We start from the raw sequence: 24,966 nt of genomic DNA on the forward strand, positions 1-24,966 counted from the left end.
AATGGAATCAAATATATTTAAACATATCGTTAATATTCGTTTTGCTGACACTGATAAATATGGGCATGTAAATAACAGTACCTACTTTAATTATTTTGAAGAAGCCCGAACAACTTGGGCTTATGAAAACACTGGGCTAATGGCTTGGGCCACACAAAACTCAATCCAACTAGTGATTACGGAACAAACTTGTAAATATATACTACCATTATTACACCCAAATAAAATTGAGGTAACACAATATATAGCAAAAATTGGTGCTGCAAGTCTTGAGTTTGAGTATGAAATACGTCTAGTAGGTGATGAACAAGTTATTACAAAAGCAAGTGCAAAACTTGCTTGTTACAATCCCAAAACACATAGGTTACAAAAAATACCTAATGAACTAAAAAAAATGATTTTAGAAAAAAATGACTGAAATAAATAAACAATCTTTAAAAAAATTAGAAAAACAAATTCTAAGAAAAACTGCTCAAGCTATAAATCAATATAACATGATTGAAGATGGCGATAAAATAATGGTTTGCCTGTCTGGAGGTAAAGACTCATATTGTCTACTTGAGATACTACTACTTCTTCAACAAAAAGCCCCTATAAAATTTGATATTGTAGCTGTAAACCTTGATCAAAAACAACCAGGCTTTCCTGAAGAAGTTTTACCTAATTATCTTAAAACTAAAAATATCGAATTTCATATTATTGAAAGAGATACTTATAGTGTTGTCAAAAGAGTGATACCTGATGGTAAAACAACATGTGGATTATGCTCGAGAATGAGACGTGGTATTCTATACGATTTTGCTGAGGAAAATAATATTACCAAAATTGCTTTAGGGCACCATCGTGATGATATTATAGAGACATTTTTTTTAAATCTCTTTTATAACGGTTCTATCAAGGCGATGCCCGCAAAGCTATTAAGCGATGATAAACGTAATATTGTAATTCGTCCTCTTGCTTTCGTGAGTGAAAAAGAAACATTAGAATACTCTCAATTAAAGAACTTCCCTATAATACCTTGTAATCTATGTGGTTCACAAGATAATTTGCAAAGAGTATTCATAAAAGATATGCTTAACAGATGGGAGAGTAATAATCCTGAAAGAAAGAATGTTATATTCAAAGCTCTATCAAATATTTCTCCATCTCAAATGTTAGATAAAGAGCTTTTTGATTTTTTTAATATCACTAAAAATGATATTCAAAGATAAATAAGGAGATAAGATGAAACTAAAAAAAATAGTAGCAATAATGTCATGCACTGTTCTAGGACTAACAATAAGCTCATGCTCTACCAAAGAAACAACTAACGATGCTAAAACTCAAACTATAGCTAATACTACAGCTAGTCCAAGTACTACGACACAAGCACAAACAAACGATTCAGCTGTTAATAACAGTTTAAAAATGGGCTCTGATGCAAGTTACGTAGTCGGATATCAAGTTGGGTCTGGAATCGCTAGACAAGATTTCGGACTATATGACAAACAGACAATCGCAGGTTTTGCTGATGCTATCAATGGTGATAAACCTAGAATTTCTGAAAGTCAGATTAGAAGAAATATGGAAACCCTAAAAGATAGGATGATTAAAAAGCAGTTAGATATAGCTAAGCTAAATAAGGTTAAATCAGATGAGTTTATGTCACAAATTGCTAAAATGGATAATGCTATTGAAGTAAATGATGGTGTTTACTATCAAATGATTAAACAAGGTGATGGTAAAAAAGCTTCTATAGATAGCACAGTAACTATTGCTTATAAAGGAACTACTCCTGTAATAGCATATGAAGATGATAAATCTAAGCTTAATGATGTAAAAGAAGCTAAACTTATCGGACCAAGTTTTGATTCGAGTGAGAGTGCTACTTTCCCTCTTAGAAATCTAATAGAATGTTGGAAAGATGCAATTCCTAAAATACCTAATGGCTCTACATTTATACTATACTGCGCTCCAAATAAAGCATATGGAACTAGAGCTCCTGCAACAATAGGACCTAACCAAGCATTAGCTTTTGAAATTACACTCAAAGATTTTAAGTAATAAAATATTTTTCTAAAATATTAACTTTTTCTTTTCACAGCTAAATCACATAATAATATCATAGCTTGTTTATATTCTGATTCTGGTAAGAAACTTATTGATTCTTTTGCTCTATCAGCATATTGACATGCAACTTGATAAGAATATTCGACTGCACCACTGTTTTTAACAATATTAATAATTTCATTTATGTCATATTGCCCTTTTTCAATGGCATCTTTTATTTTCTTTTGTTCAACACTTGAGATATTTGCTAGTGCATAAATTGTTGGCAATGTCATTTTTCCTTCATCAAGATCATCACCAATATTTTTACCAAGACTTTCTGCATCAGAAACATAATCTAATACATCATCAGCTATTTGAAATGCATTTCCTAAGTAAATACCATAGTTTTTAATACTATTTTGAAGTTTACTATAGCTATGTTTATCAAGACTAATTACTCCAGCTAACTCACATGCTGCTTCAAATAGTTTAGCAGTTTTACAATATATCACATTAGTGTAATCTTCCTCTGACAACTCAATATTTCTAGCGTTTAATAATTGAAGTACCTCACCTTCAGATATTTTATTAGTAGCATCAGCTAATATTTGCATAATTTGCATATTATCTAGACTCACCATCATTTGAAAAGCCCTAGAGTACAAAAAATCTCCAGTTAATACACTTGCAGCATTACCAAAAACATTATTAGCTGTCTCTTTGCCTCGACGTAAGTGTGAGTCATCAACTACATCATCATGTAATAGAGTTGCTGTATGAATAAACTCTATAATTGCAGCACATGCTAGATGATCATTGCCAGTATAATTTAAAGCTCTAGAAAATAGCATTACTAACAAAGGTCTAAGTCTTTTGCCGCCACTATTTATAATATAGTGACTAATTTGATTAATAAGAACCACTTCTGATGAAAGTGAATTAATTATAAATTGATTATTATTTTCAATATCTTGTTTAATCAAGTTTTGAATATCTTTTAAGCTTTGCATTTTATTTATAATTTTTAAGACTTTTGGTTAGTTAGACTTAAGAATAAAGTAGCAGAATATATTTATCAACCATATTTACTTGATATTATCTAGTTGTCATCATCTTTTGAGATTCTAAAATGTTTTAATATCTCTTTATCTTCTGAGGTTAAAGACTGATCTTTACTATTAGCACCATCATTAAAACCTTTAATAAACTCTTCACAATTTGGTTTGTTTATGGCAACCATTTTTTTTAATTTTGATTTGTATTGAGTTGCAATAATCATTCCGACTTCATAGGAGTCTTTATCGGAGATTTTATTTACATCAGGTTTATGATCTAAAATAGTATCATCAAACCCCAAGATAAAGTCTTTCTTAATAATTTCTTGATTCATGGCACTAAAGCTTTTATGTGAAGCTTTACCTAGTGCATCACCAATCGAATAAGCTGTGTATGTTTTTGAGGTATTATCTAATGCAAATACTTGAGAACAAACACCCCAAACTAAGATACATACTAAACATCTAATAATTTTTTTCATACTTTAACTTTGTCTAAAAATACTAATCACTAATTCTAACATAAAAAATATGCTGACCTATAATTCTAGTTCATAGAAGTTTTTAATATTTGCTTTGATATCATTCCTTTATAATAAAAATATTGAATAATTTGTATAGATACTAAAACAAGTAAACAACTAGATACTATTACAGATACCATAGGCCAGCCTAAAAATATAGCACTATTTATATCACACATAAGACTAAGCACTGAAAGCCCTAAGTAGAAAATACTAAACCCTTCAGCTTGTTTTTGGCGAAAATTCTTATATATCTGAGGTATCCAATATACATTATATATAACACCACTAATTGACCCACTCCATAATAAAGTCTGTTCGGTTAGAGTTATGAATTTAGATATATATATTACCATTAATAAAAATATCAAAATGAATATGGTATGTATAACTATATTTTTCTGTCTTCTATCATTAAGGATCTGAAATTGTTGAATAGTTAAAAAACTTAAAAGAATAATATCAACCAAAATGTATTGCCATTGCATATTAAATCCTACTGCGTATATAAGATCTAGAGAGTTAGCAAAAATCATTAAAGAATGAGTCCAGAGACTAATTTCAAATGTTTTATGCTTAAACTGATTATGAATAGTTTGTGGTAAAAAATGAATAAAATATATTACTAAAGATATGTTTAACGTTATATAGCCTAAATATTCCATGATTAATCTCCTATTATTTCAAAAATAAATAATAAGAGTTTGAGTGATATTTCTTATATGAAAAAATAATCAAACAAACTCCCTACGCTAATACTAATTAGATCAGGTACAAAGGGTTATTTTCTCAGCTATTTTTTTATAAAGATAGCACCCCTGTTGTCTTCAAGGCATTAATATAGCATAGTCAAGGCTAGTTTGATATATCTAATCGGCAGATTAAGGCATCATTTAGACTACCATCAGTTTTTTTATAATAATTTTTACGCTGTGATACTTTGATAAAATTGAGTTTATTATATAGTGATATAGCTTTGGTATTATTTATATCAACTTCTAAAAATAATTCTTTAACTTCTTTCTTGGCAAGATGATCAATAGAATATTTTAAAAGCTTACATGCAACTCCTCTACTTTGCATAGCAGTATCAACACATATATATAGAAGTTCAGCTGTTTCAAATATATAGTTAAAAATAGCAATAGCAACAAGCTCACTATCAATCATTAAACCTAAAACGGTATCATTAGTTAATGAATCTTCGATTTGTTTATCTGACCAGCTAAAATCTTTATCAGTAGCTCTTACTAGCTGAATGGTTTTTGTTAGAAATGTAATATCAAGCTCTAAAATCTGCATACTTGTATAAGTTTGATAATATTGTTTTTTTATTTTGAATATCTAATAATTTATAATCGTTACTTATAAAATCATTTTCAGCAAGATTAATTCCTTCTAAACTATGGAAAGAATTAATATTGTTCGTTTTATATATACATACATTAGATTTAAAAAATAAATTAGTAACAATTTGTTTTAAAAAGCTAATATCTAATTTATCAGTTAACAGAATATTTATAATCTTAGGACTATCTACTTCATTTGTGTAAACAATCTCTAAATTTTTTCCTGAAGGTTCTGCGTCTACTAATTTCTCAGTTATTGTTTGCGTTTCAGTCTGCTGTGTAAACCTATACTCTGGCTTCAACTCCCAGATATCAATATCAAAAACATCTTCTAGCTGACGTACAAAATCCATTATTTTTTCTCTAATCTTTCAACTAATTTTTTAGGGAAACTATATTCTTTTAATTTAACAGATTTTCTTAGTCTATTGACCTCTGTAGGATTAAGCTCTAATGTTTTTCCTCGAGAAACAAATTTAGGTAAAATGATATCACCAAATCTAATCCTAGTTAGTCTACTAACTGTAACACCAACGGCTTCAAACATTCTTCTTACTTCTCTATTACGCCCTTCAGATAAGGTTACATAATACCAAATATTAGCTCCTTCACCACCAGAGAATTTTATATTATTAAATTTTGCCATACCATCTTCTAACTGTATGCCCTCTTTCAGTTTATTTAAGGTTTCATCTGATAACTCTTGACCATAAACACGTACAGCATACTCTCTTTCAATTTCATAAGATGGATGCATTAATCTATTAGCTAAATCTCCATCTGTTGTGAAAAGTAATAACCCTGTAGTATTTATATCCAATCGTCCAATCATTATCCAACGTGATTTTGCTAGCTTAGGTAATGAATCAAAAACAGTATTTCTACCTTTCTCATCTTTACTAGTACAAACCTCCCCCTCTCTTTTATGATAAATAATAACTCTTGGTCTAGTCATAGGCTGGCCATAAGAATGTAAAGCTTTACCATCAAAGCTAATTTTATCTCTGTCTGTCGCTTTGTCGCCAAGAGTTGCGACTTTACCATTCACTAACACTCTACCTTGTTCTATAAACTCTTCAATTTTTCTACGTGAGCCGATGCCATATTTTGCTAATAGCTTCTGTAGTCTTTCTGGAGTGTTTTCACTATTTTGATTAATTCTACGCATTTTTATCGATATCCTTTTGATCTGCTGCTGAGAAGAATTTATCTATATCTTCATCATTATAGTTATTAGAAGATAAAACCAATCTTACAGCAGCAGCTTCATTTTTATTGTTAGCATACTCTGCTAACTTTAACCTCATGTCTAAAACAAGTTTATTATTAAAAAACTGAGGATCATTTTTCATGCTATAAATAACTTTATAACATTCTTTATATTCACCTCGTTCAAAATACATCTGAGCTAATCTTAATTTAGCGGCTTTATAATCTATTCTAAATTTATCAGCTCGTTGCATATATGCTAAAGCATCATCTTTTTTGCCCTGTTTATACACGCATTGAGAGTATAAAAATAACGTTTGAGCCATATCATTATTATTTGGCATAAATAGAGCTTTCTCAAAAAGTTCTTGAGCACGACTATATTCTTCCTTCTCCATACACAAGAATTGTGCATAAAAGTTCATTGCTTCATAGTTTTTTGGATGCTTATCAAGAGCCTTTTGATAATACTTCTCAGCAATAGAGTTTGCTCCGATGCTTTGATAATAATATCCTCCGGCATAATCTACGATGGCTAAGTTTTGATTATGATTATTTGCTAACTCTTGTGCTTTTATAAGTTTAGTTTTCGCCCTTTCAAGATAACCTTCTATTGAATAAATTATAGCTAATTCAGAATTAATTTTAGTTGCTTCTTCATAGTTAGCCTGAGGGAAAGAACCACCTGTAACTGAATATTCCGCTTGTTCTACATTCTGATTTTTTACTTCATTCTGATTTTGTGAGCTAGGATTTTTATTATTCACGTTATTAGAGGTCATACATGAAGCTAGCATTCCTGATAATATAGTTGTAGCTAAAATCTTTTTAAAATCAGACTGCATTTTTATCACCAAGTTTCTTTAAATATCTTTCTTTTCTTTTTGTCTTATCCATAACATCGCCAGCTAACTGCCCACAAGCAGCATCAATATCATCACCTCTAGTTTTTCTTACTGTAGTAACGAAACCATTATGTTGTAAAAATTCTTTAAATCTATGAATACGATTATTGCTAGGTTTTTTATATGGTGTACCTGGATATGGATTAAATGGTATCAGATTAATTTTAGCTGGTACTTCGCGAGATCTTAATAACTCAACTAATTGTTCAGCATCTGATAAATTGTCATTAACCTCTTCCATCAAAGTATATTCAAATGTTATATGTTTATGCGGACCTTTTTCAGCATAGAGCTTACATGCCTCTAGAAGCTCATCAATATTATATTTTTTATTAATAGGCACAATTTCATTACGTAAGGAGTCTGTAGGCGCATGTAATGATACAGCCAAAGAAACTCCTGATTGTTCTAGCAAATCATATATTTTTGGAACAACACCAGATGTACTAAGAGTAACTTTGCGGCGTGAAAGTCCATAAGCTAAATCATCCATCATAATATCCATTGCAGGAACCACATTCTCAAAATTCATCAATGGTTCCCCCATACCCATCATGACTATATTTGTCACACTAAAGTCATGCTCACCATTATTTTTTGATAAAGTTCTAGCAGCTATCCAAAGCTGTGAAATAACCTCAGCTGATGAAAGATTTCTATTAAACCCTTGTTTACCAGTAGAACAAAAACTACAATTTAAAGTACAGCCAACTTGAGATGATACACAAAGTGTGCCTCTTCCTTCTTCAGGTATAAAAACAGTCTCAACAGCACTTCCACCAACATCAATAAGCCACTTATGAGTACCATCTTTTGATGCTTTACTAAATACAACTTTAGGAATTGTTATTTCTGCTTGTTCTTTTAATTTATTGCGCAAATTCTTACCAAGATCAGTCATGCTATCAAAATTAATAACACCTTTTTTATGAATCCACTTAAAAACCTGTCTTGCATGAAATTTCTTCTCATCTATCGAAATAAAAAAGTCTTCTATTGCTTTTTGATTTAATCCAAGTAAGTTTATTTTATCTTGTTGCATTTAACTTCTCTTTTATATATAAAATTATTCGTTGTACCCTATATCACCAGGTAGAATATTATCATTCTCATGTGTCAGATTAGCAAAACTCACAAACTGACCATCAAAGCGAACATGTACAGTTCCTATAGGGCCATTACGCTGTTTGCCAATTATTATTTCACCTAAATTTTTATTATCTTCTTTATCTTTATTATAAACTTCATCACGATAAATAAACATAATCAAGTCAGCATCTTGTTCTATCGCCCCTGACTCTCGAAGATCTGACATCATTGGGCGTTTATCTTTACGGTCATCAACAGCCCTATTAAGCTGAGAAAGTGCTATAACTGGAATATCAAGCTCTTTAGCTAAAGCTTTGAGTGACCTTGATATCTCTGATACTTCAAGTGTTCTATTAGTCTCATACCCTGGTATTTTCATCAATTGAAGGTAATCTATTAATATCATAGAAAGACCTCCATGCTCATTATACAATCTCCTTGCTCTTGAACGCATTTCTGCAGGAGTAAGACTTGATGTATCATCAATGTATAAAGGCATCTCACTTAAAGACTTCATAGCACTGGTAATCTTAACCCAATGAGCATCATTTAGACGATTGCACTCTTTCAGCAAACTCATCTCTACTCGTGCTTGAGAAGCTAACATTCTTGTTACTATATCCTCAGATGGCATCTCTAAACTAAAAACTAATACAGGCTTATCTGCAATTTTTGCAACATTTTGGGCTATATTGATGCCCAGTACTGTCTTACCCATTGATGGTCGAGCAGCAATAATACCCATATTAGCTCTTTGTAAGCCAGATGTCATTTTATCAAGATCAATAAATCCTGTAGATATGCCCGTCAAACCACTTCCAGAATCTACAATAGCACTCATTCGATCAACTAGTTTAGGTATGACAGACTTAATCGACTCAGGCCCCTTTACCAAAGTTTCTCTTTCTTTAGCTACATCAAGAATTCTACTTTCTGCATAATCAATCACTTCATCAGGATTTTTAGAGTCTGCAGAGTATATTTTTTGAACTATATCATTAACACTAGCCTGTAGACTTCTAAGTTTAGCTTTATCTTTAACTATATTCGCATAAGTCTTAATATTTGAAATAGTTGGAATATTTGTTGCTAAATCAACAATGTATGACTCACCACCAGCATCAGCTAATAGACCTTCGGTAGCTAAATATTCACTTAAAATGAGAACATCAAATGGAGTGTTTGATTGATTCAAAACAATAATTTGTTTGTAGATAATTTTATGCCTTTTATCAAAAAAATCATCAATCAAAAGAAAATCTTCAACTAGTTCAATATTATCATTATTTAGAAGAATATTTCCTAATATTGCTTTCTCAGCATCAACTGAATATGTAGTTTCAGCAACCTTAAATTGATAATCCATTGACATCAAGACCCTTATATACAAAAAAACCATGCCTAACACATGGTTTTTATATTAAATACAGATATTGTGTTAGTTTATATATTATAAAACTATGCTTCAGAAGCTACAACATTTACTTTGATATCAGCATCTACATCAGTATAAACATGAATAGTAAGCTCAAACTCACCAATAGATCTAATCACACCTTCTGGCATACGAACTTGGCTCTTCTCAATTTCTTTTCCAGAAGCTTGCGATACAGCTTCAGCAACTTCAGCAGTACCAATAGAACCAAACAGTTTACCACCTTCACCAGCTTGAGCTGCAACTGTGTAAACTTTATCTTTGATAACTTCAGCAGTAGCAACTGCTGCATCAAATCTTGCTTTTTCAGCTTTTTCAAGTTCAGCTTTTTGTGCTTCAAAAGTTTCAATGTTAGCTTTAGTAGCTTGTACAGCCTTTCCAAATGGAATAAGGAAATTTCTAGCATACCCTGGCTTAACATTAACGATATCACCTAATACACCAAGGTTTTCAACTTTCTCTTTTAAAATAACTTGCATTGTAATCAACCTCCGGTATTAGTTAAAGTGACGATCACAGTAAGGTAATAATGCTAAGAATCTAGCTCTTTTGATAGCTGTAGAAAGCTGTCTTTGATACTTAGCTGATGTACCAGTTACACGACTAGGTACGATTTTACCTGTTTCAGTAATATAAGCTTTTAACTTATTTACATCTTTATAATCAATTTCTTTTACACCATCAACAGTGAAACGGCAAACTTTACGACGACTCATCTTAAAATCCCTCTATTAAATTACTTCTTTTTCATTAGTTTCCATCATGATTGATGGCTCTGTGACAGCTTCTTTCTTAGAAATTACTAAACGACGTAAAACTGCATCGTTGTACTTTAAGTTTTCTTGAAGCTTCTCTAGAGACTCAACGTCACATTCAACATTGAATAACACATAATGTGCTTTATGAAGTTTCTCGATAGGATAAGCTAATTGACGACGTCCCCAATCTTCAAATCTATGGATTTTTCCGCCTTTTTCTTCAATGATTCCACGATATTTACCAAGCATTGCGTCTAGCTGCTCAGATTGATCTGGATGAATCATTAACACGATTTCATAATGTTTCATTTTGTAAACTCCTTCCGGTTTATCATTATTAGTTTTTTACTGATAAGCTACACAAAAACTATTTGCATAGCAAAGAGCAAGACATCATTATACTACTATAAATATCCAATGACAATATAATACTTAACGAATATCATCCATTTAAGTATATACCACCTTCTCTGATAACTATCTTTTTCTTCTTCAATAAAGTTCCAATAGCTCTTTTGAAAGCAGCTTTGCTAATTCCAAACTCACGCACTATATCATTAGGGTTAGATTTATCGTTAAAAGGAGCAGAACCATTATGCTCTATTAGGTATTTTTCTACTAACTCTGCATTTTTATCCAGATCTTTATGTACTAACTGTAATGATAAATCTATACGCCCATCATCTCGAATATTTTTTATATATCCTTTGATAGATTGACCAAAGCTAAGTCTTCTGAAAACTTCAGTAGAATAGATAATTCCCCAATAACTACTATTAATTATTGCCTTATATCCTATATTTGTTGAGTTAGCAATTACAAGATCTACTTCTTGATTAGGTTTTAATTCATCGCCAGCATAATCTGTAATAAATTTATTAACTTTTGATGATGCTGTAATACGGCCACTAACTTTATCAAGATACAAATAAACAATATATGACTTACCAACTTCAAAAGGTCGATGCTGTTCTGCTAATGGTACAAAAAGATCTTTTTCTAATCCCCAGTCTAAAAAGGCACCAATTTTTGTAATACTTTTGACTTGCAAATAAGCAATTTGACCAACTATTGGAACTTTTTTTGTAGTTGCTATAAGCTCAGACTTAGAGTTATGATATAAAAAAACCTCTATACTATCATCAACACTTACTGTATCGCTAAGCTCCGAACTAGCAATACTTACTGTACCAAGCTCTAAAGCATCTAAAAAAAATCTATCTCGTGCTTTTTCAAGAATTTTTAACTTAGAATATTTTCCTATCGAAATCAAAATATATACCTTTAATTTAAAACAATTCCAATATTATCATAGATCTTAGTATTTAATAACTGTTTACTAAATACAGTTATATAATTAAAACCTATATAATTATTAAAAAATTCTAAATTATCCAAACATATCTTTAAGTGCGGATATATTCTGTTTAGAGTTTTGCTGACGAGTTTCTGCACACTCTTTTTCTGTACCCACCCAATATAGATCCGATTCTGGCAATTCATCAATAAATCTGCTTGGAATAGAGATCTGTTTTTCGCCAAATTTTTTACGATGTTTTGTCATTGTTATAGTCAAGTTTTCTCTAGCTCTAGTAATCGCCACATATGCAAGCCTACGTTCATCCTCTATAGAGTCCTCTTCAATACTTTGTTGATGTGGCAGAATTCCTTCTTCCATACCCATTATATAGACTTTTTTGAATTCCAAGCCTTTGGAAGCATGCATAGTTATAATTTGAACCTGATTATCATTTTTATCTTCGTTATCTCTATCTAAAATATCTATAAGTAACATTTTATTAAGAACTGAAGCTAGTGACTCAAGAGCATTATATGACTCGCCCTCAAGCTGATTGACAATCCATTTAGTAACCTCAATAACATTCGCATATCTAAACTCTGCTTGTTTCTCTGAAGAGCTAGAGTCTATAAGCCACTGTCTGTATGAAATATTATCAATAAAATTATTAATTATATTTTTTAGCTCTTGAGCGGATATACTTGAATTTATCTCCTGCTGTGTATTAAGTATCAAGTCTTTAAAAGATGATAAGTTTTTTTTGGTAAAATCGCGTATTTCAAATTTTTCTAAATTATATAAAGTATGAAAAAAACTACAGTGATGTTGACTTGCGTATTCTCCTAATTTATGAATAGTTGCACTGCCAACTTCACGTTTAGGAGTATTTACAACACGCAAAAAAGCCCTATCATCATCAGGATTAACTATTAGCCTTAAATACGAAATGATATCTTTGATTTCTGATTTGGAAAAAAAAGAACTTCCCCCGCTAATTGTATAAGGAATCTTATGCATTTGCATATATCTTTCAAGCAAGTATGCTTGGTAATTACTTCTAATCAATATTGCATAATCAGAGTTTTTAGACTTTGTTTTTACCCTATCAAAGAAAATATCACTAGTTATAAATTGTGCCTCATCTTCATCGTTTGTAAGACTAATAACCTTAATTTGCTCACCATAATCTTTATTTGACCAAAGTTTTTTGTCAAAAATATGACTATTATTTTCAATAAGTTTATTTGCAACATTAAGTATTCTACCTGTAGAACGGTAGTTTTGTTCTAGCTTAATAACTTTTAGGTCTTTGAAATCTTCTTGCAAATGGCGTAAATTTTCTGGTCGAGAGCCTCTCCATGCGTATATAGACTGATCATCGTCTCCTACAACAGTGAACTTATTTTTGTCCTGTGTCAAATACTTCAGAAGTTGATATTGTGATTCATTAGTATCTTGGTATTCATCTATGAGAATATATCTAAATTTATCTGACCATAATTTTTGAATGCTTGAGCAATTTTTAAATAGCTGTATTGGTTGAAATATCAGATCATCAAAGTCAAAAGAGTTATAAGATTTTAGATATTTTTGATATTCTTTGTATATAAAAGCTGCTTGCTCTTCAAGGTTATTGTTAGGTTGTATTTCATCAGGTGTGAGTAGAGCTGACTTCCAAAATGATATTTTTGATTGAATAAATCCAGCATTTTGTTTGGGCAACTGATATTCCTCATATGCAATATCATATATTAGTGCAAGTGAATCATGGCTATCAAAAAGTGTAAAATTTTTCTTATATCCTAAATCAGAAAAATGTCTTTTTAAAATTGATAAGCCAAGAGAGTGAAATGTCGAAATCATCAAACCTTTTGATTTTTCTTTATCAAGTCGTGATTTAACACGCTCTTGCATTTCTTTGGCTGCTTTATTTGTAAATGTTACAGCTAGGATACTTTTAGCTGGATACAAAAGTTGCTCTATTAGGTAAGAAATCTTTTCAATAATTACACTAGTTTTGCCACTGCCTGCCCCTGCTAATACTAATAAAGGTGTGCTAGTATATTTAACAGCTTGTTGTTGCTGTTGATTAAGATTATTTAGCATTTAGTTATGATTACTTCATTTTCAAGCTGATACTCAACTTCTGTTGCTTCTTTATGAAACACTACCAGCATATAGCAAACATCCTCAACGTAAACCCTATTTACAACATTTGCTAGAGGTTTGCCATCACTAGTTTTTAAATCAAAATCTTGAATATTTGTAACTGATTTAACAACTGCTAATTCTTTTTTTAATTTAGCTTTATAGTGCATCCTTGCTATCACCTCTTGACCCATATAGCAACCCTTGGTGTAACTGACAACTTTATCTACATTATCAAGATCTAACTCTGCTGGAAGAAATTTCTCTACATTAGTCTGATCTATAATTGCAAGCTTATTTACGATATTGATCTTTTGTATTTGTTCGTATGCTATTTCAGACTTTAAAGCATCTTTAACTAAAATATCATGATTTAAAAACCCATTCTCGGTAAAAAACAATGAATAACCTTCATCAACAGCAAAGCTAACTTTAGAAAACATACCATATTTTTTTAACCAAGAAAGTAGATTATCTATAATATTTTTTTCAACCGAGAGTAATAGTTTCTGGCTAGAAACATATTTCACAAAACATAAAGAAATAATTCGTCCTTTTAAATTAGCAAAAGCAGTCATCAATAAATTATTATCATCAGATAGCTTAGTTAAATCAGATGTTACCAGGCCTTGAAGAAATCTTATGGTATCTATTCCACTTACTTCTAAAATTTTAAAATCATTATATTGAAAATTCATTAGGAACCTAAACTAATTAAATAATTGAACTAGTAGATTTTATTATATTTAGATAATGTTAGCAATTATGTTTCTAATTAGAAATTAGCACTCGAGCCGCCGATACCTCTTGGCTGACTATTTTGAAAACCACCTTTAGGACCAGACAGCATCATCTGTCTATTTAATGCCCTATCATCATCACTAATTGCTAAATTACTATGAATATTTTTAGGTGCTGGAGTAGCTAGATCAGATAAATTAGGATTATCATCATCAGAATCTTCATCACTCTTTGATTTTTTTTCCTGTGCGTTAGTACTTCCCCAACCCTTTTTAGTACCCATATTACGAGATTTACTGCTTGATTCACCGGGAATTCTCATATCTTCCTCTGTAATACCTAACTGATGTTTTTTAGGCATTTGTGAAGCTTGACTATTTTTTTGATTAATCATTTGACGTTGAGAGTGTAGTTGCGTCTCACTTCTAGGATTTAAGTACTCTTGATCATCATTAGCAAAAGAAATAAACGGAGTCATAAAAATAGAACTCAATGCTGATACTAATAAAGTTTTTTTCATATTAACCTCTTAATTATAGATATTTAGTTATTATATTTTCTAATTCAACGGTGTCTTTTGCAAACTGTCTAATTCCTTCTGCTAACTTATTAGTCGCCATAGGATTTTCATTCATCTGCCAACGGAAATTAGACTCAGTAATTTGTGGTACTTGTGTACTTACATCATTAGTACTTTTTAAATTAACTTCTAACTTTTCAAAACTATTTTCAAGCTCTTCAAGTAATGCTGGTGATATAGTTAAAGCATCACAACCCGCAAGAGCAACTACTTGATTAGCACTTCGAAAGCTTGCTCCCATAACAATTGTTTTAAACCCGCAATCTTTGTATAGCTTATATATCGATTTTACAGAGTTAACACCATCATCGTCGTTCACATCAGGGAAAGTATCAAGTTTGTTTTGTTGCATTTGCCAATCTGTAATTCTTCCTACAAATGGTGATACCAAATAAACTCCAGCCTCTGCACAAGCTTGTGCTTGAACTTTATCAAAAATAAGTGTCAAATTACAATTAACACCTTCTTTTTGCAAAAGTTTAGCAGCCTTTATACCTTCCCAAGTAGCTGCTATTTTTATCAAAACTCGATCTTTTGAGATTCCGTGAGATTCATACTTTTTGATAATTTTTCTAGCATAATCAATTGTTTCTGCAGAATTAAAAGATACTCTTGCATCTACTTCACTAGATACTTTTCCGTCAATCACATCCAATATTTTTATTCCAAAAAATACCAGTATCTCGATAGCAATCTCTCTAATAAGCTCATCTCTCTTAAGCTCAGGATTATTCTGCTTAAACTTATCTATAGTATCTATAACTAATTTAGAGTATTTTGGATCTTTAACAGTTTTAAGTATCAAACTAGGATTCGTAGTAGCATCAACAGGTTTATATTTTTTAATTAACTCAAAATCACCAGTATCAGCGACTACCATAGTTACTTTTTTAAGCTGTTCTAATAACGATTTTTCCATAGTTTTCTAATAAGACTTTTACACTTCATTAATAAAGTATACAACTTCAAGAGTATTAGTAAATAAAGTAAATATTAATTATTTAAAATTTATTTGCTGTATTTCTCTTCTAACATTTTAAACATTGCTCTAACACCCATCATTTCTCCACCTTTTGGTTTACCTGGAGAGTTAGCAACATTCCAAGCCATTATGTCAAAATGAATCCAAGTAGGAGCATTCTCAATACCTACAAAATGCTCGATGAATAGTGCTGCCTTTACAGCTCCGGCAAAAGTTGACAGTTCACAGTGTGATATATCTGCAAATTCTGTTTCAAGATTTTTTCTATAACAATCAGCTAATGGAAGTCTCCAAGTCTGATCTTGCTCGATTTCCCCATAATTATAAATATCTCTTGCAACATCATCATCATTACAGAAAAATGCTGAAATTTTATCACCAACAGCCACTCTTGCAGCTCCTGTTAGAGTTGAAAAGTCTATTAAATATTCTGGTTTTTTAGTAGCCTCTTCATATAACGGTTCAGCTAAAATCAATCTTCCTTCAGCATCAGTATTTGTAACTTGAACCGTAGTTCCATTTTTCATTTTAATGATATCACTAGGACGATATGACTTCGCATCCACAGCATTCTCAACTGTAGGTATTGATAGAGTTAATCGTACTGGAAGATTATGTTTCATAATCATATAAGCAAGACCTATAGCATTTGCAGCACCACCCATATCTTTGTGCATTAGCAACATAAATTGTGATGCTTTTATATCAAGCCCACCTGTATCAAAAGCAACACCCTTACCCACTATAGAAACTTTAGGATGATTTTCATTACCCCAATTTAATTTAACTAATCTTGGAGGTCTATGACTTGCTTTGCCCACAGTATAAATACCCATATACCTTTGATTTTTGAGCTCTTCTCCAACTATTTCCTCAAAGCTAGCATCAAATTCTTTAGCAATAGATTTGATAATATTAGAGATATCTTCAGGCCCCATATCTTCAGCAGGCGTTGTAATCATATCTCTAACAATAAAATTCGCCTCAACTGTAGTTAAGATGTATTTATATTGTGTTGGTAAAAATAATTTTACATCTACACCTTGCTGATTAGACTTATATCTTTCAAACTTGTAACTTGATAATCCAAAACCAATATAATGCAATGATAAATCAGAAATTTCAGAATACTCAATATGATAATTACCCTTGCCCAACTGACTAGATAAAGATGCTAAACTATACATATTTTCACAGACAATACAGATAACCTTTTGAATATCTCCTGATTCACTAGGTATAGCTATTACTTTCTTATCAGCAAACTGTTTAATATAGTTTTGACTAAAAGAATCTTGTTGGCTAAGCCAGTTATCAAAATTAGTCTTATGTATTAGATAGATAGGTTTAGAATCAAATTCTTTCTGTAAAGAAAAACACTGTAGTTGCGTTGAAATATGCATAACTTTATAGCTCCACATCTTGGTTTAGTATTAACCAGTTATTAAAATCTTGTACTGTACTTGATGTAAAAATACCAGCTGTTTTATATAAGCTCAAAAACCCCATAATATAATCAAACTCAGTATTATTTAACTGAATTAAAAACTGATAATAGTTATTTAAAAGTATAAAATACTGAGTAATAGTCGTTGTTCCTTGATCGTACCTTTCTTTATACTTTTCATAAGCAATTTTTGCTGCTGCAACGGACTTACGTAATGATTCTATCTCTTTCTTTTTAAGCTCAACAAATCTAAAAGCATACATAGCATCGTTTTGAGCAACCCTTCCTGTTTGGATCATATCAAATTCTGAGGACTGATAATCATACGCAGCTTTTTTTAATTCAGCATAGTTGGTACCACCAGCAAAGATATTCCAAGTAAGATTAATACCGAAATAAAAAGCATTAATAGTACCTTTTGAGGGTAAGAAATTATCAAATACTGGATTACCTAATGAACTAACATCATTAAAGCCAGGAGAGTATTTAACTTCAAAATTAACTTTAGGCATAAATGAGCTAGTAGCCGACTGATAATTGTAGTAATTACTTTCTTTTGTGTGCATAGAGCCTAAATATGATGGACTACTACGCATTGTAAGTTCTTCCCAACCCTCTTCTGTATTAGGTGATGGCTCCTTAATTTTAAAGTCATTGCTATATAAAACAACATCATCATCATTATTGGTAAATTTACGTAATTCAGCACGAGCGACCCTTTCTTCTCTCTGTGCAGCTGCATAGCTAGCTTCTGCTATATAATAGTTAGCTTTTACAGTTTCATAATCAGCGATATCAGCTGTACCTGCTTTAAATTTACTTTCTAGTTCATTTAAACTTTGTTTGTTAGCTTTTAAATTGTATGATGTGTACTCAACATTTTTTATAGCCTTAGCTAAGTTAAAATAGGCATAGCTAGTATCATATAAGAATTGTTGATAATTTGTTCTATAGTCTTGTTGAGCAAATTGAGCTGTTTCTTGAGCTGACTGAAGATCTTTGTAAGCCCCATAGTCATACAAAGGTTGCGTCAATGATACTATACCTTGAATTGAGTCAAAACGACCACCAGCGATATCACCATCAGCCATAGTTCTTTGGTCAAGTATATTTGTAGCTTTTATAGATCCTCCAATATCTATGCTAGGCAATAATCTACCTAGTTGAATGGCTGGATTCATCTGTCTAGAGTTTAACTGAAAACCAATAAACTTATATTGTGGTGAATTCTGTATAGACTGCTTTATTGTATCCGTATAATCAGCAACAGTAGTAGCTACAGCACTGATACAAAAGCCAAAAATTCCAAAAGATGTTAATAAATGCCTATACAACTGTTTCAAGACTAAACTCTACTATTTTATAATATTCAAAATATATTGTTCTAAGTCACTTAGAGCTTTATCAATGTTGGTAAAGTTATTACCCCCACCTTGAGCCATATCTGGGCGACCACCACCTTTACCATCTATATAGCCACTAAATTCTTTAGCAATATCACCAGCTTTGATTAATGGTGTGATAGATTTACTAACTCCAATTACAAATTGCACTTTATCAGCATTTATAGTACTTAACACTGAGACTATCTTATCATTTTTTGACTTATAATCATCAATCTTTTCTCGCAATGTTTTGATATCAACATCTTCTAAATTAGCTATTATCACTTTGATATCTCCAATCATGAACTCTTTAATATCACTATTTGCTCCTGATAACAGATCTTTTTTAAGCTTAGTGATTTCTTTTTCTTGGTTTTTGAGTTGTTCTAACATTGATTGTAATTTATCTAGCAAGTTAGAGTCATTAGATTTAGTAATATCTTTTATTGCTGTCAGCTTATTTTCGACAGTAAAAGTATGTTTTATAGCTTTATCAGCTGTAACTGCTTCTATTCTTCTAATTCCAGATGCAATACCTCCCTCTGATAATATCTTAAATAAGCCTATATCTCCAGTATATGCAACATGAGTTCCCCCACAGAGCTCAATAGAAAAATCTCCCATTGAAATTACTCTAACAATATCTCCATACTTTTCACCAAATAAAGCTTCTGCCCCTAGAGATTTAGCTTTTTCTTGAGATGCTTCTATAGTCGCTACAGGATAATTAGCTCTAATCTGTTGATTAACTAGCATCTCAATTTGTTCTATCTGATCACGAGAGATAGCCTTCTCATGTGTAAAATCAAATCTTAATTTATTATCATCAACAAGTGAGCCTTTTTGCTCAGCATGATTACCTAAAACGATTTTTAAAGCTTTATGTAATAAATGTGTTGCACTATGATTAGCAGCAGTAGCAAGCCTTCTTGAATCATTAACCCTCGCGGTTATTTCATCATTAGTATGTAATATACCCTTAGATAATCTACCAATATGTAAAATTGCTTCACCAAATTTTTGTACATCTTCAACTATAAATTCAATACCAATGCCTTCCAAAACTCCTCTATCACCAACCTGACCACCAGATTCAGCATAAAAAGGAGTTTTATCCAGGACAATAACTGCTGATGAATCAGCTTTGATTACATTTACATACTGCCCATCTTGAAATATTTCAAGTACTTTAGCATCTTCAATTAATGTCGAGTAACCTCTAAATTCTGACTTTGCTTGTGAATTGATGATACTGTTATAGTCAATATTGAACTTCCCAGCTTCTTTTGATCTTTGTTTTTGCTGTTGCATTTGCTCTTTAAATGCTTCTTCATCAATTTTTAGACCTTTTTCTCTAGCCATATCAGCAGTTAAATCTAAGGGAAAGCCATAAGTATCATAAAGTCTAAATGCTATCTCTCCAGAAATAGTATCACCTTTTAGACTCGCAATTTCTGCATCAAAAATTTTGATACCATTTTCAATAGTCTTTAGGAACAATTCTTCTTCTTTGATAAGAGTTTTTTCAATAAGCTCTCTCTTATCTATTAATTGTGGATATGCTTCACCCATTTGATTAATAAGCTCTGCCACTAATTTGTAAAAGAATATATCCTTAGCACCAAGCTTATTACCATGACGAATTGCCCTACGAATAATCCTTCTTAGCACATATCCTCTACCTTCATTCGATGGTAAAACTCCATCTGCAATTAAAAAAGCACATGAACGTATATGATCTGCTACTACTTTTAAAGATGGTGAATTTATATCATCAGCATTAGTCACTTCTTGAGCTTTTCTAATCAGAGCTTGAAATAAATCTATATCGTAATTACTATGAACATCCTGTAATACAGCTGCTATTCTTTCTAAGCCCATACCCGTATCAACAGATGGCCTAGGTAAATCTGTTGTTGTGCCATCAGCATGGCGATTAAATTGCATAAAGACTATATTCCAGATCTCGATATATCTATCTCCATCTTCCTCTGGAGTACCAGGTAATCCTCCTGGAACATCTGCACCATGATCATAAAAAATCTCAGTACATGGACCACAAGGACCAGTATCACCCATTGACCAAAAATTATCATTTGAATTTATACGAATAATTCTTTCTTTTGGTAAACCAATATGATTGTGCCATACATCAAATGCTTCATCATCTGTTGCATATATAGTTACCCATAATTTCTCGACAGGTAACCCAATCTCTTTAGTCAAAAATTCCCAAGCAAAGCTGATAGCATCTTTTTTGAAATAATCACCAAAACTAAAATTACCTAGCATTTCAAAAAAAGTATGATGTCTAGCTGTATAACCTACATTGTCCAAATCATTATGCTTACCACCAGCTCTAAGACACTTTTGAACTGTAACAGCTCTAGAAAAATCTCTTTTCTCTAAACCTAAAAAAACATCCTTAAATTGCACCATACCTGCATTTGTAAATAATAAAGTATCATCACCAAATGGTATTAAAGATGAACTTGGTTGATGCAAATGGCTTTTAGACTCAAAATAGCTTATAAATTTATTACGTAACTCTTTAGTAGAAATCATAGTTTACCTTCCAGTAGATAGCGCTACAGATATTTAAATTAAATTCAAAACAGCTAGTATTATAAACCATTTTAGTAAACAAAATAAACTCTACCAATCGTATTTGAATATAAATAAGTATATAATCGTAAATAAGTTGTTGATTTTGTGTAAGTTTTAAAATGAAAAAAAAGATATTTATCTTTTCAGTAATTATTAGTGTAGTCATAGCAGTATCTGGTATTGTATATTATTTCCATTATCAGTCTGAACTTGAAGAAAAAGCAGCTGAAGCAGCCGCAAAAGAAGCGAAAATGCCAAAACCTCATGACTACTGTCTGATCACGTATTTAGAATCTTCTGATGATGGTAAAACATGGCTTAAGACTAATGTAACAACGGGCAAAAAGCCTATGTTCAAAGCACAATGCTGGAAGAAGTATATCCAAATTCTAGATGGTTTCTCAGCAAGTATCGATAAAAATGGCCAATGGTATAACAAAATTGATAACAATAAAATAATAACTCATCCAGCTATGTACTTCTCAGATCAACCTTTTGAGTCTAAAGATGACTTAGCACCGGAAGTAGATACTCCAAACGAATCATTACAGAACAATAAAACTAGTTAATTCTACTTCGATAAACTTTCATAATAACGTTTGAAAATCTTATTAGAAAATTTATTACCCTCATTGTTGATATTGTTAATTATCTCTAAATGATTTTGGCAATCTATTAAATTGCCTTCATACAAGAATCTCAAGCTATTTTTACATTTCAAATCTTTTGGGTAGATGTTTTTTTTGATCTCATACCATGATGATAAACGATTAATATCATCTGAAGATACGATGAATAAATGTTTCTTGACTCGCGTAATAGCAACGTAAAATAATCTTCGCTCTTCTTCTACTGTTTCATTACAAACCTTAGAATTTTTTTCACCAAAAAAGCCTCCCTCTGTAGCATCATGAACAACGACATAGTCCCATTCTAAACCTTTTGCTCTATGCATTGACATGATCTGGATCTGATTTGGATCATTTTCACCCTGTTGATTTGATTTTATATATAGCTCATACATAAGCTCAATAAATTCTGATAATGAACTTTTTTTACCTTTAGCAAAACTACTCATTCCATCTATAATTTGTAATTTAGATTTGCTAGAGTGTGTCTCCCCAGAGACTTTAAAAATTTGTTTTTCAAGATCTAGAGTTTTTAATATAAAATTTATGGCTTTCTCTGATTTTTTAATTCGAGTATTATTAAAAATAGTTCTCCAACTACCAGACACTGCTAAAATATTTTTTTCTTTAAATAATTTATCAACTGTTTGGGTCAGTTCTGAAATAATATTCATACTAGCTGAAATATCTTCAGCTATTTTGTTTGCCAAGTTTTGTTTAACATCTTTTTTGAGATATAGTGATGGATAATCAAGCATTGCTTTTATAAACTCAACTCGTTGTTCAATACTATGTTTAGCAAAACCCCTACCCTTATTAAATAGCATCAAATATCCATATATAGCTTTAAACAGATTTTCACTAAAAATATTCTTATCGGCTACCACATTATAAGCTAGATCGTGATACAAACAGCTCAATTCAAATACAGTTGTTGAGTTATATTTACGTACAAGAATAGCTATATCACTGGCTTTTACACCACTATTGATCAATGCCTTAAGTTTAAGAACTACTTTATCACTACTATCAAGAATACTAATATCCGTTGTTTTATTTAGTTTAGGGTATGTAATACATAGATTATCATGGCGTTTTTTATTATTAGTAATAATATTATTGGCCATCAAAGATACTAAGTCTCCATATCTAAAAGTATAAGAAAGGCTGTATTGTCTTACATTTTTAAAATCTTTTTTGAAACCTTCTAACATATAATATGGGGTGGAGCCACGCCATTGATATATTGTCTGATCAACATCTCCTACAGCCATAACATAAGTGTTTTGTCCAACTAAGCACTTCAAAAAAAACTGCTGTGCCTGATTAATATCCTGATATTCATCTATGATTATATAAGAATATAAGCTACTTGCTTGAGCTATGCTATTTTTATCTTTTTCAAAAAGCTTTGCAGGAAGATAAATCATATCATCATAAGTTATAGCTTTTTGATGTTCACATTCTTTGCTAAACTCTAAAAATACTTTATCTAAAAGCTTCTTCTCTTTAGCATTAAGTTCACTGAGTTTTCTGTTAGTAAGAGATAAGTCTGATTTCAATAATGAAATATACTCTTTAAATGTTTCAACTCTTTCGTTATCAATATCTTTAGTTATTTTAAATTCTCTTTGATATAGCTTAAGTAGCTTTGAAATAATTGCATCTATTTCATACTCTTTAAGAATCTTATCTGCTTTAACAAATCCTGCTTTTGCAAAAGCTTGTAAGAAACTATTTCCTAATGAATGCATTGTTCTTACATTAACTAACCTTGCAATATCAACTTTAATAACTTTTCTAAGTCTTTCTGCAAAATCAAGTTGGGCTGATTTGTTATACATTAAAACCAATATCTTATTTGGAGGAACTTTGTTATTGACTAGATATTCAATTCTTGCTATTAAAGTTTGAGTTTTTCCACTCCCGGCGACCGCAGAAACTAAAGCATGTTTATCCAAATCATGATTTATAATTTTTTGTTGTTCAGCTGTATACTGCATCTAAGAATTTTGTTATTTATTTTTCTGGTGAATCTTTAGTGAATAATTGTTTAACAAGATACACTAATGTTAAGACTGCTTGTTTAACTATATTAGCTAATATTTTAACTATTTCTAGAATAGTTACTCCTAAATATTTAAAGTACGTAAATATATTTACTTTAGCTTTTTCATCCTTGATAAATTTAAAAGGCGCAAATACAAATAACAATATTGCAATCATTACAATATAGGAAAATATAGATCCTAACGTCTGCTCATACCATTGAGCAAACCTATAAAATAAAACCAAAACTATCACCGTCAAAATAACTAGAAGTATAAATAGAAATAAATTTTTTTTCTTCATCTTTGCATCTCTGAAACTATTTGCTTATATAATGATAGCATTATTTAAGCTAACTTATGTTATAATCTTAGTCCAAATTTATGAAACAATAATTAAAATAATTCATGACGACTGATCAAAGACTACAAATCGTTCTAGAAGCTTTAGATAACTTAAAAGGTCAAGACATTCAATCTATTAGCGTTGAGCATCTTACTGATATGATGGATAAAATAGTGATTACAACAGCATCATCTACTACTCATGCTAAATCACTTGCAAGAAATCTAGAACAAGAACTTAAAGATAACAAAATTACAATACTAGGTATTGAAGGCGATAATAAATCTGACTGGGTTTTAGTTGATATCGGTGACATTGTTGTACATATAATGCTTGAAGAAACCAGGGAACTTTATGCACTAGAAAAACTTTGGGATATCAAGCGCAAAGAAGACTAA

Annotated in this window: 27 protein-coding genes and 1 riboswitch; of the genes, 5 read left to right on the top strand and 22 right to left on the bottom strand. The window is 31.1% G+C overall.

Annotated features, from left to right (window positions below):
- Position 1: 1 nt before the first annotated feature.
- Genes ACKTR7_RS01205 through ACKTR7_RS01215 form a run of 3 tightly spaced genes read left to right on the top strand, consistent with a single transcriptional unit; the run spans position 2 to position 2,043 of the window.
- Positions 2-418 carry an acyl-CoA thioesterase gene (locus ACKTR7_RS01205; protein ID WP_407876649.1) on the top strand — a complete coding sequence of 139 codons (417 nt, stop codon included), beginning with the start codon at positions 2-4 and terminating at the stop codon, positions 416-418.
- Positions 411-1,211, top strand: a complete 801-nt coding sequence (ttcA, locus tag ACKTR7_RS01210; protein ID WP_407876650.1) for a tRNA 2-thiocytidine(32) synthetase TtcA — start codon at positions 411-413, stop codon at positions 1,209-1,211. The genes ACKTR7_RS01205 and ttcA overlap by 8 nt, the downstream gene beginning before the upstream one ends.
- A gap of 13 nt (positions 1,212-1,224) precedes the next feature.
- The gene (locus ACKTR7_RS01215) at positions 1,225-2,043 is read left to right on the top strand and encodes an FKBP-type peptidyl-prolyl cis-trans isomerase N-terminal domain-containing protein (protein ID WP_407876651.1); all 819 of its coding nucleotides are present in this window, start codon (positions 1,225-1,227) and stop codon (positions 2,041-2,043) included.
- A gap of 20 nt (positions 2,044-2,063) precedes the next feature.
- Here ACKTR7_RS01215 and ACKTR7_RS01220 read toward each other — a convergent pair whose 3' ends face one another.
- The 20 genes from ACKTR7_RS01220 to alaS all read right to left on the bottom strand — a co-directional run bounded on the left by ACKTR7_RS01220 (position 2,064) and on the right by alaS (position 21,503).
- Positions 2,064-3,041 (bottom strand): polyprenyl synthetase family protein, encoded by a 978-nt coding sequence (locus ACKTR7_RS01220; protein ID WP_407876652.1) that lies wholly within the window; start codon positions 3,039-3,041, stop codon positions 2,064-2,066.
- Between the two features lie 89 nt (positions 3,042-3,130).
- Positions 3,131-3,568, bottom strand: a complete 438-nt coding sequence (locus ACKTR7_RS01225) for a hypothetical protein (RefSeq protein ID WP_407876653.1) — start codon at positions 3,566-3,568, stop codon at positions 3,131-3,133.
- A gap of 65 nt (positions 3,569-3,633) precedes the next feature.
- Entirely contained in the window at positions 3,634-4,275 is a 642-nt protein-coding gene (locus ACKTR7_RS01230) for a PQ-loop repeat-containing protein (RefSeq protein WP_407876654.1), read from the bottom strand.
- Positions 4,276-4,336: 61 nt separating this feature from the next.
- Positions 4,337-4,440, bottom strand: a riboswitch (TPP riboswitch).
- A 25-nt stretch (positions 4,441-4,465) separates the two neighbouring features.
- A complete protein-coding gene (locus ACKTR7_RS01235) occupies positions 4,466-4,912 on the bottom strand; it encodes a GNAT family N-acetyltransferase (protein ID WP_407876655.1) in 447 nt (148 codons plus the stop codon).
- Complete coding sequence (locus ACKTR7_RS01240) at positions 4,893-5,312, bottom strand: chloroquine resistance protein (protein WP_407876656.1); 420 nt, start codon at positions 5,310-5,312, stop codon at positions 4,893-4,895. The genes ACKTR7_RS01235 and ACKTR7_RS01240 overlap by 20 nt, the downstream gene beginning before the upstream one ends.
- Positions 5,312-6,127 (bottom strand): 23S rRNA pseudouridine(2605) synthase RluB, encoded by an 816-nt coding sequence (gene rluB, locus ACKTR7_RS01245; RefSeq protein ID WP_407876657.1) that lies wholly within the window; start codon positions 6,125-6,127, stop codon positions 5,312-5,314. The genes ACKTR7_RS01240 and rluB overlap by 1 nt, the downstream gene beginning before the upstream one ends.
- On the bottom strand, positions 6,120-7,013 hold the full coding sequence (locus tag ACKTR7_RS01250) for a tetratricopeptide repeat protein (RefSeq protein ID WP_407876658.1): 894 nt from the start codon (positions 7,011-7,013) through the stop codon (positions 6,120-6,122). Before ACKTR7_RS01250 ends, rluB begins: the two co-directional genes overlap by 8 nt.
- Positions 7,003-8,115, bottom strand: coding sequence for a 23S rRNA (adenine(2503)-C(2))-methyltransferase RlmN (gene rlmN / locus ACKTR7_RS01255; protein WP_407876659.1), 1,113 nt, complete (start codon positions 8,113-8,115; stop codon positions 7,003-7,005). Before rlmN ends, ACKTR7_RS01250 begins: the two co-directional genes overlap by 11 nt.
- A 24-nt stretch (positions 8,116-8,139) precedes the next feature.
- Complete coding sequence (gene dnaB, locus ACKTR7_RS01260; protein WP_407876660.1) at positions 8,140-9,534, bottom strand: replicative DNA helicase; 1,395 nt, start codon at positions 9,532-9,534, stop codon at positions 8,140-8,142.
- An 86-nt stretch (positions 9,535-9,620) separates the two neighbouring features.
- The gene (gene rplI / locus ACKTR7_RS01265; RefSeq protein WP_407876661.1) at positions 9,621-10,076 is read right to left on the bottom strand and encodes a 50S ribosomal protein L9; all 456 of its coding nucleotides are present in this window, start codon (positions 10,074-10,076) and stop codon (positions 9,621-9,623) included.
- Between the two features lie 18 nt (positions 10,077-10,094).
- A complete protein-coding gene (gene rpsR, locus ACKTR7_RS01270) occupies positions 10,095-10,313 on the bottom strand; it encodes a 30S ribosomal protein S18 (RefSeq protein ID WP_014714980.1) in 219 nt (72 codons plus the stop codon).
- 15 nt (positions 10,314-10,328) lie between these two features.
- The gene (gene rpsF / locus ACKTR7_RS01275) at positions 10,329-10,664 is read right to left on the bottom strand and encodes a 30S ribosomal protein S6 (RefSeq protein WP_013923199.1); all 336 of its coding nucleotides are present in this window, start codon (positions 10,662-10,664) and stop codon (positions 10,329-10,331) included.
- A 133-nt stretch (positions 10,665-10,797) separates the two neighbouring features.
- Positions 10,798-11,628: a CvfB family protein gene (locus ACKTR7_RS01280; RefSeq protein WP_407876662.1), complete on the bottom strand. Its 831-nt coding sequence runs from the start codon at positions 11,626-11,628 to the stop codon at positions 10,798-10,800.
- Positions 11,629-11,745: 117 nt separating this feature from the next.
- Positions 11,746-13,761: a UvrD-helicase domain-containing protein gene (locus ACKTR7_RS01285; protein ID WP_407876663.1), complete on the bottom strand. Its 2,016-nt coding sequence runs from the start codon at positions 13,759-13,761 to the stop codon at positions 11,746-11,748.
- Positions 13,755-14,501 carry a CAF17-like 4Fe-4S cluster assembly/insertion protein YgfZ gene (gene ygfZ / locus ACKTR7_RS01290; protein ID WP_407876664.1) on the bottom strand — a complete coding sequence of 249 codons (747 nt, stop codon included), beginning with the start codon at positions 14,499-14,501 and terminating at the stop codon, positions 13,755-13,757. Before ygfZ ends, ACKTR7_RS01285 begins: the two co-directional genes overlap by 7 nt.
- A gap of 77 nt (positions 14,502-14,578) precedes the next feature.
- On the bottom strand, positions 14,579-15,064 hold the full coding sequence (locus ACKTR7_RS01295; protein ID WP_222829742.1) for a hypothetical protein: 486 nt from the start codon (positions 15,062-15,064) through the stop codon (positions 14,579-14,581).
- Positions 15,065-15,077: 13 nt separating this feature from the next.
- Entirely contained in the window at positions 15,078-16,043 is a 966-nt protein-coding gene (tal, locus tag ACKTR7_RS01300; RefSeq protein ID WP_407876665.1) for a transaldolase, read from the bottom strand.
- A gap of 89 nt (positions 16,044-16,132) precedes the next feature.
- The gene (locus ACKTR7_RS01305; protein WP_407876666.1) at positions 16,133-17,509 is read right to left on the bottom strand and encodes a M17 family metallopeptidase; all 1,377 of its coding nucleotides are present in this window, start codon (positions 17,507-17,509) and stop codon (positions 16,133-16,135) included.
- A 4-nt stretch (positions 17,510-17,513) separates the two neighbouring features.
- The gene (locus ACKTR7_RS01310; protein ID WP_407876667.1) at positions 17,514-18,896 is read right to left on the bottom strand and encodes a TolC family protein; all 1,383 of its coding nucleotides are present in this window, start codon (positions 18,894-18,896) and stop codon (positions 17,514-17,516) included.
- A 12-nt stretch (positions 18,897-18,908) separates the two neighbouring features.
- Entirely contained in the window at positions 18,909-21,503 is a 2,595-nt protein-coding gene (alaS, locus tag ACKTR7_RS01315; protein WP_407876668.1) for an alanine--tRNA ligase, read from the bottom strand.
- A 161-nt stretch (positions 21,504-21,664) separates the two neighbouring features.
- On the opposite strand from alaS, the gene ACKTR7_RS01320 reads away from it, so the two are divergent.
- A complete protein-coding gene (locus ACKTR7_RS01320) occupies positions 21,665-22,114 on the top strand; it encodes a hypothetical protein (RefSeq protein ID WP_407876669.1) in 450 nt (149 codons plus the stop codon).
- 2 nt (positions 22,115-22,116) lie between these two features.
- Here the strand turns inward: ACKTR7_RS01320 and ACKTR7_RS01325 are convergent, their stop codons facing one another.
- Entirely contained in the window at positions 22,117-24,177 is a 2,061-nt protein-coding gene (locus ACKTR7_RS01325; RefSeq protein ID WP_407876670.1) for an ATP-dependent helicase, read from the bottom strand.
- Positions 24,178-24,193: 16 nt separating this feature from the next.
- Positions 24,194-24,526 (bottom strand): hypothetical protein, encoded by a 333-nt coding sequence (locus ACKTR7_RS01330; protein WP_407876671.1) that lies wholly within the window; start codon positions 24,524-24,526, stop codon positions 24,194-24,196.
- Positions 24,527-24,630: 104 nt separating this feature from the next.
- Here ACKTR7_RS01330 and rsfS point away from each other — a divergent pair, with 104 nt between their 5' ends.
- A complete protein-coding gene (rsfS, locus tag ACKTR7_RS01335; RefSeq protein ID WP_407876672.1) occupies positions 24,631-24,966 on the top strand; it encodes a ribosome silencing factor in 336 nt (111 codons plus the stop codon).

The organism is Francisella sciaenopsi (assembly GCF_045862875.1).
GTDB lineage: Bacteria > Pseudomonadota > Gammaproteobacteria > Francisellales > Francisellaceae > Francisella > Francisella sciaenopsi.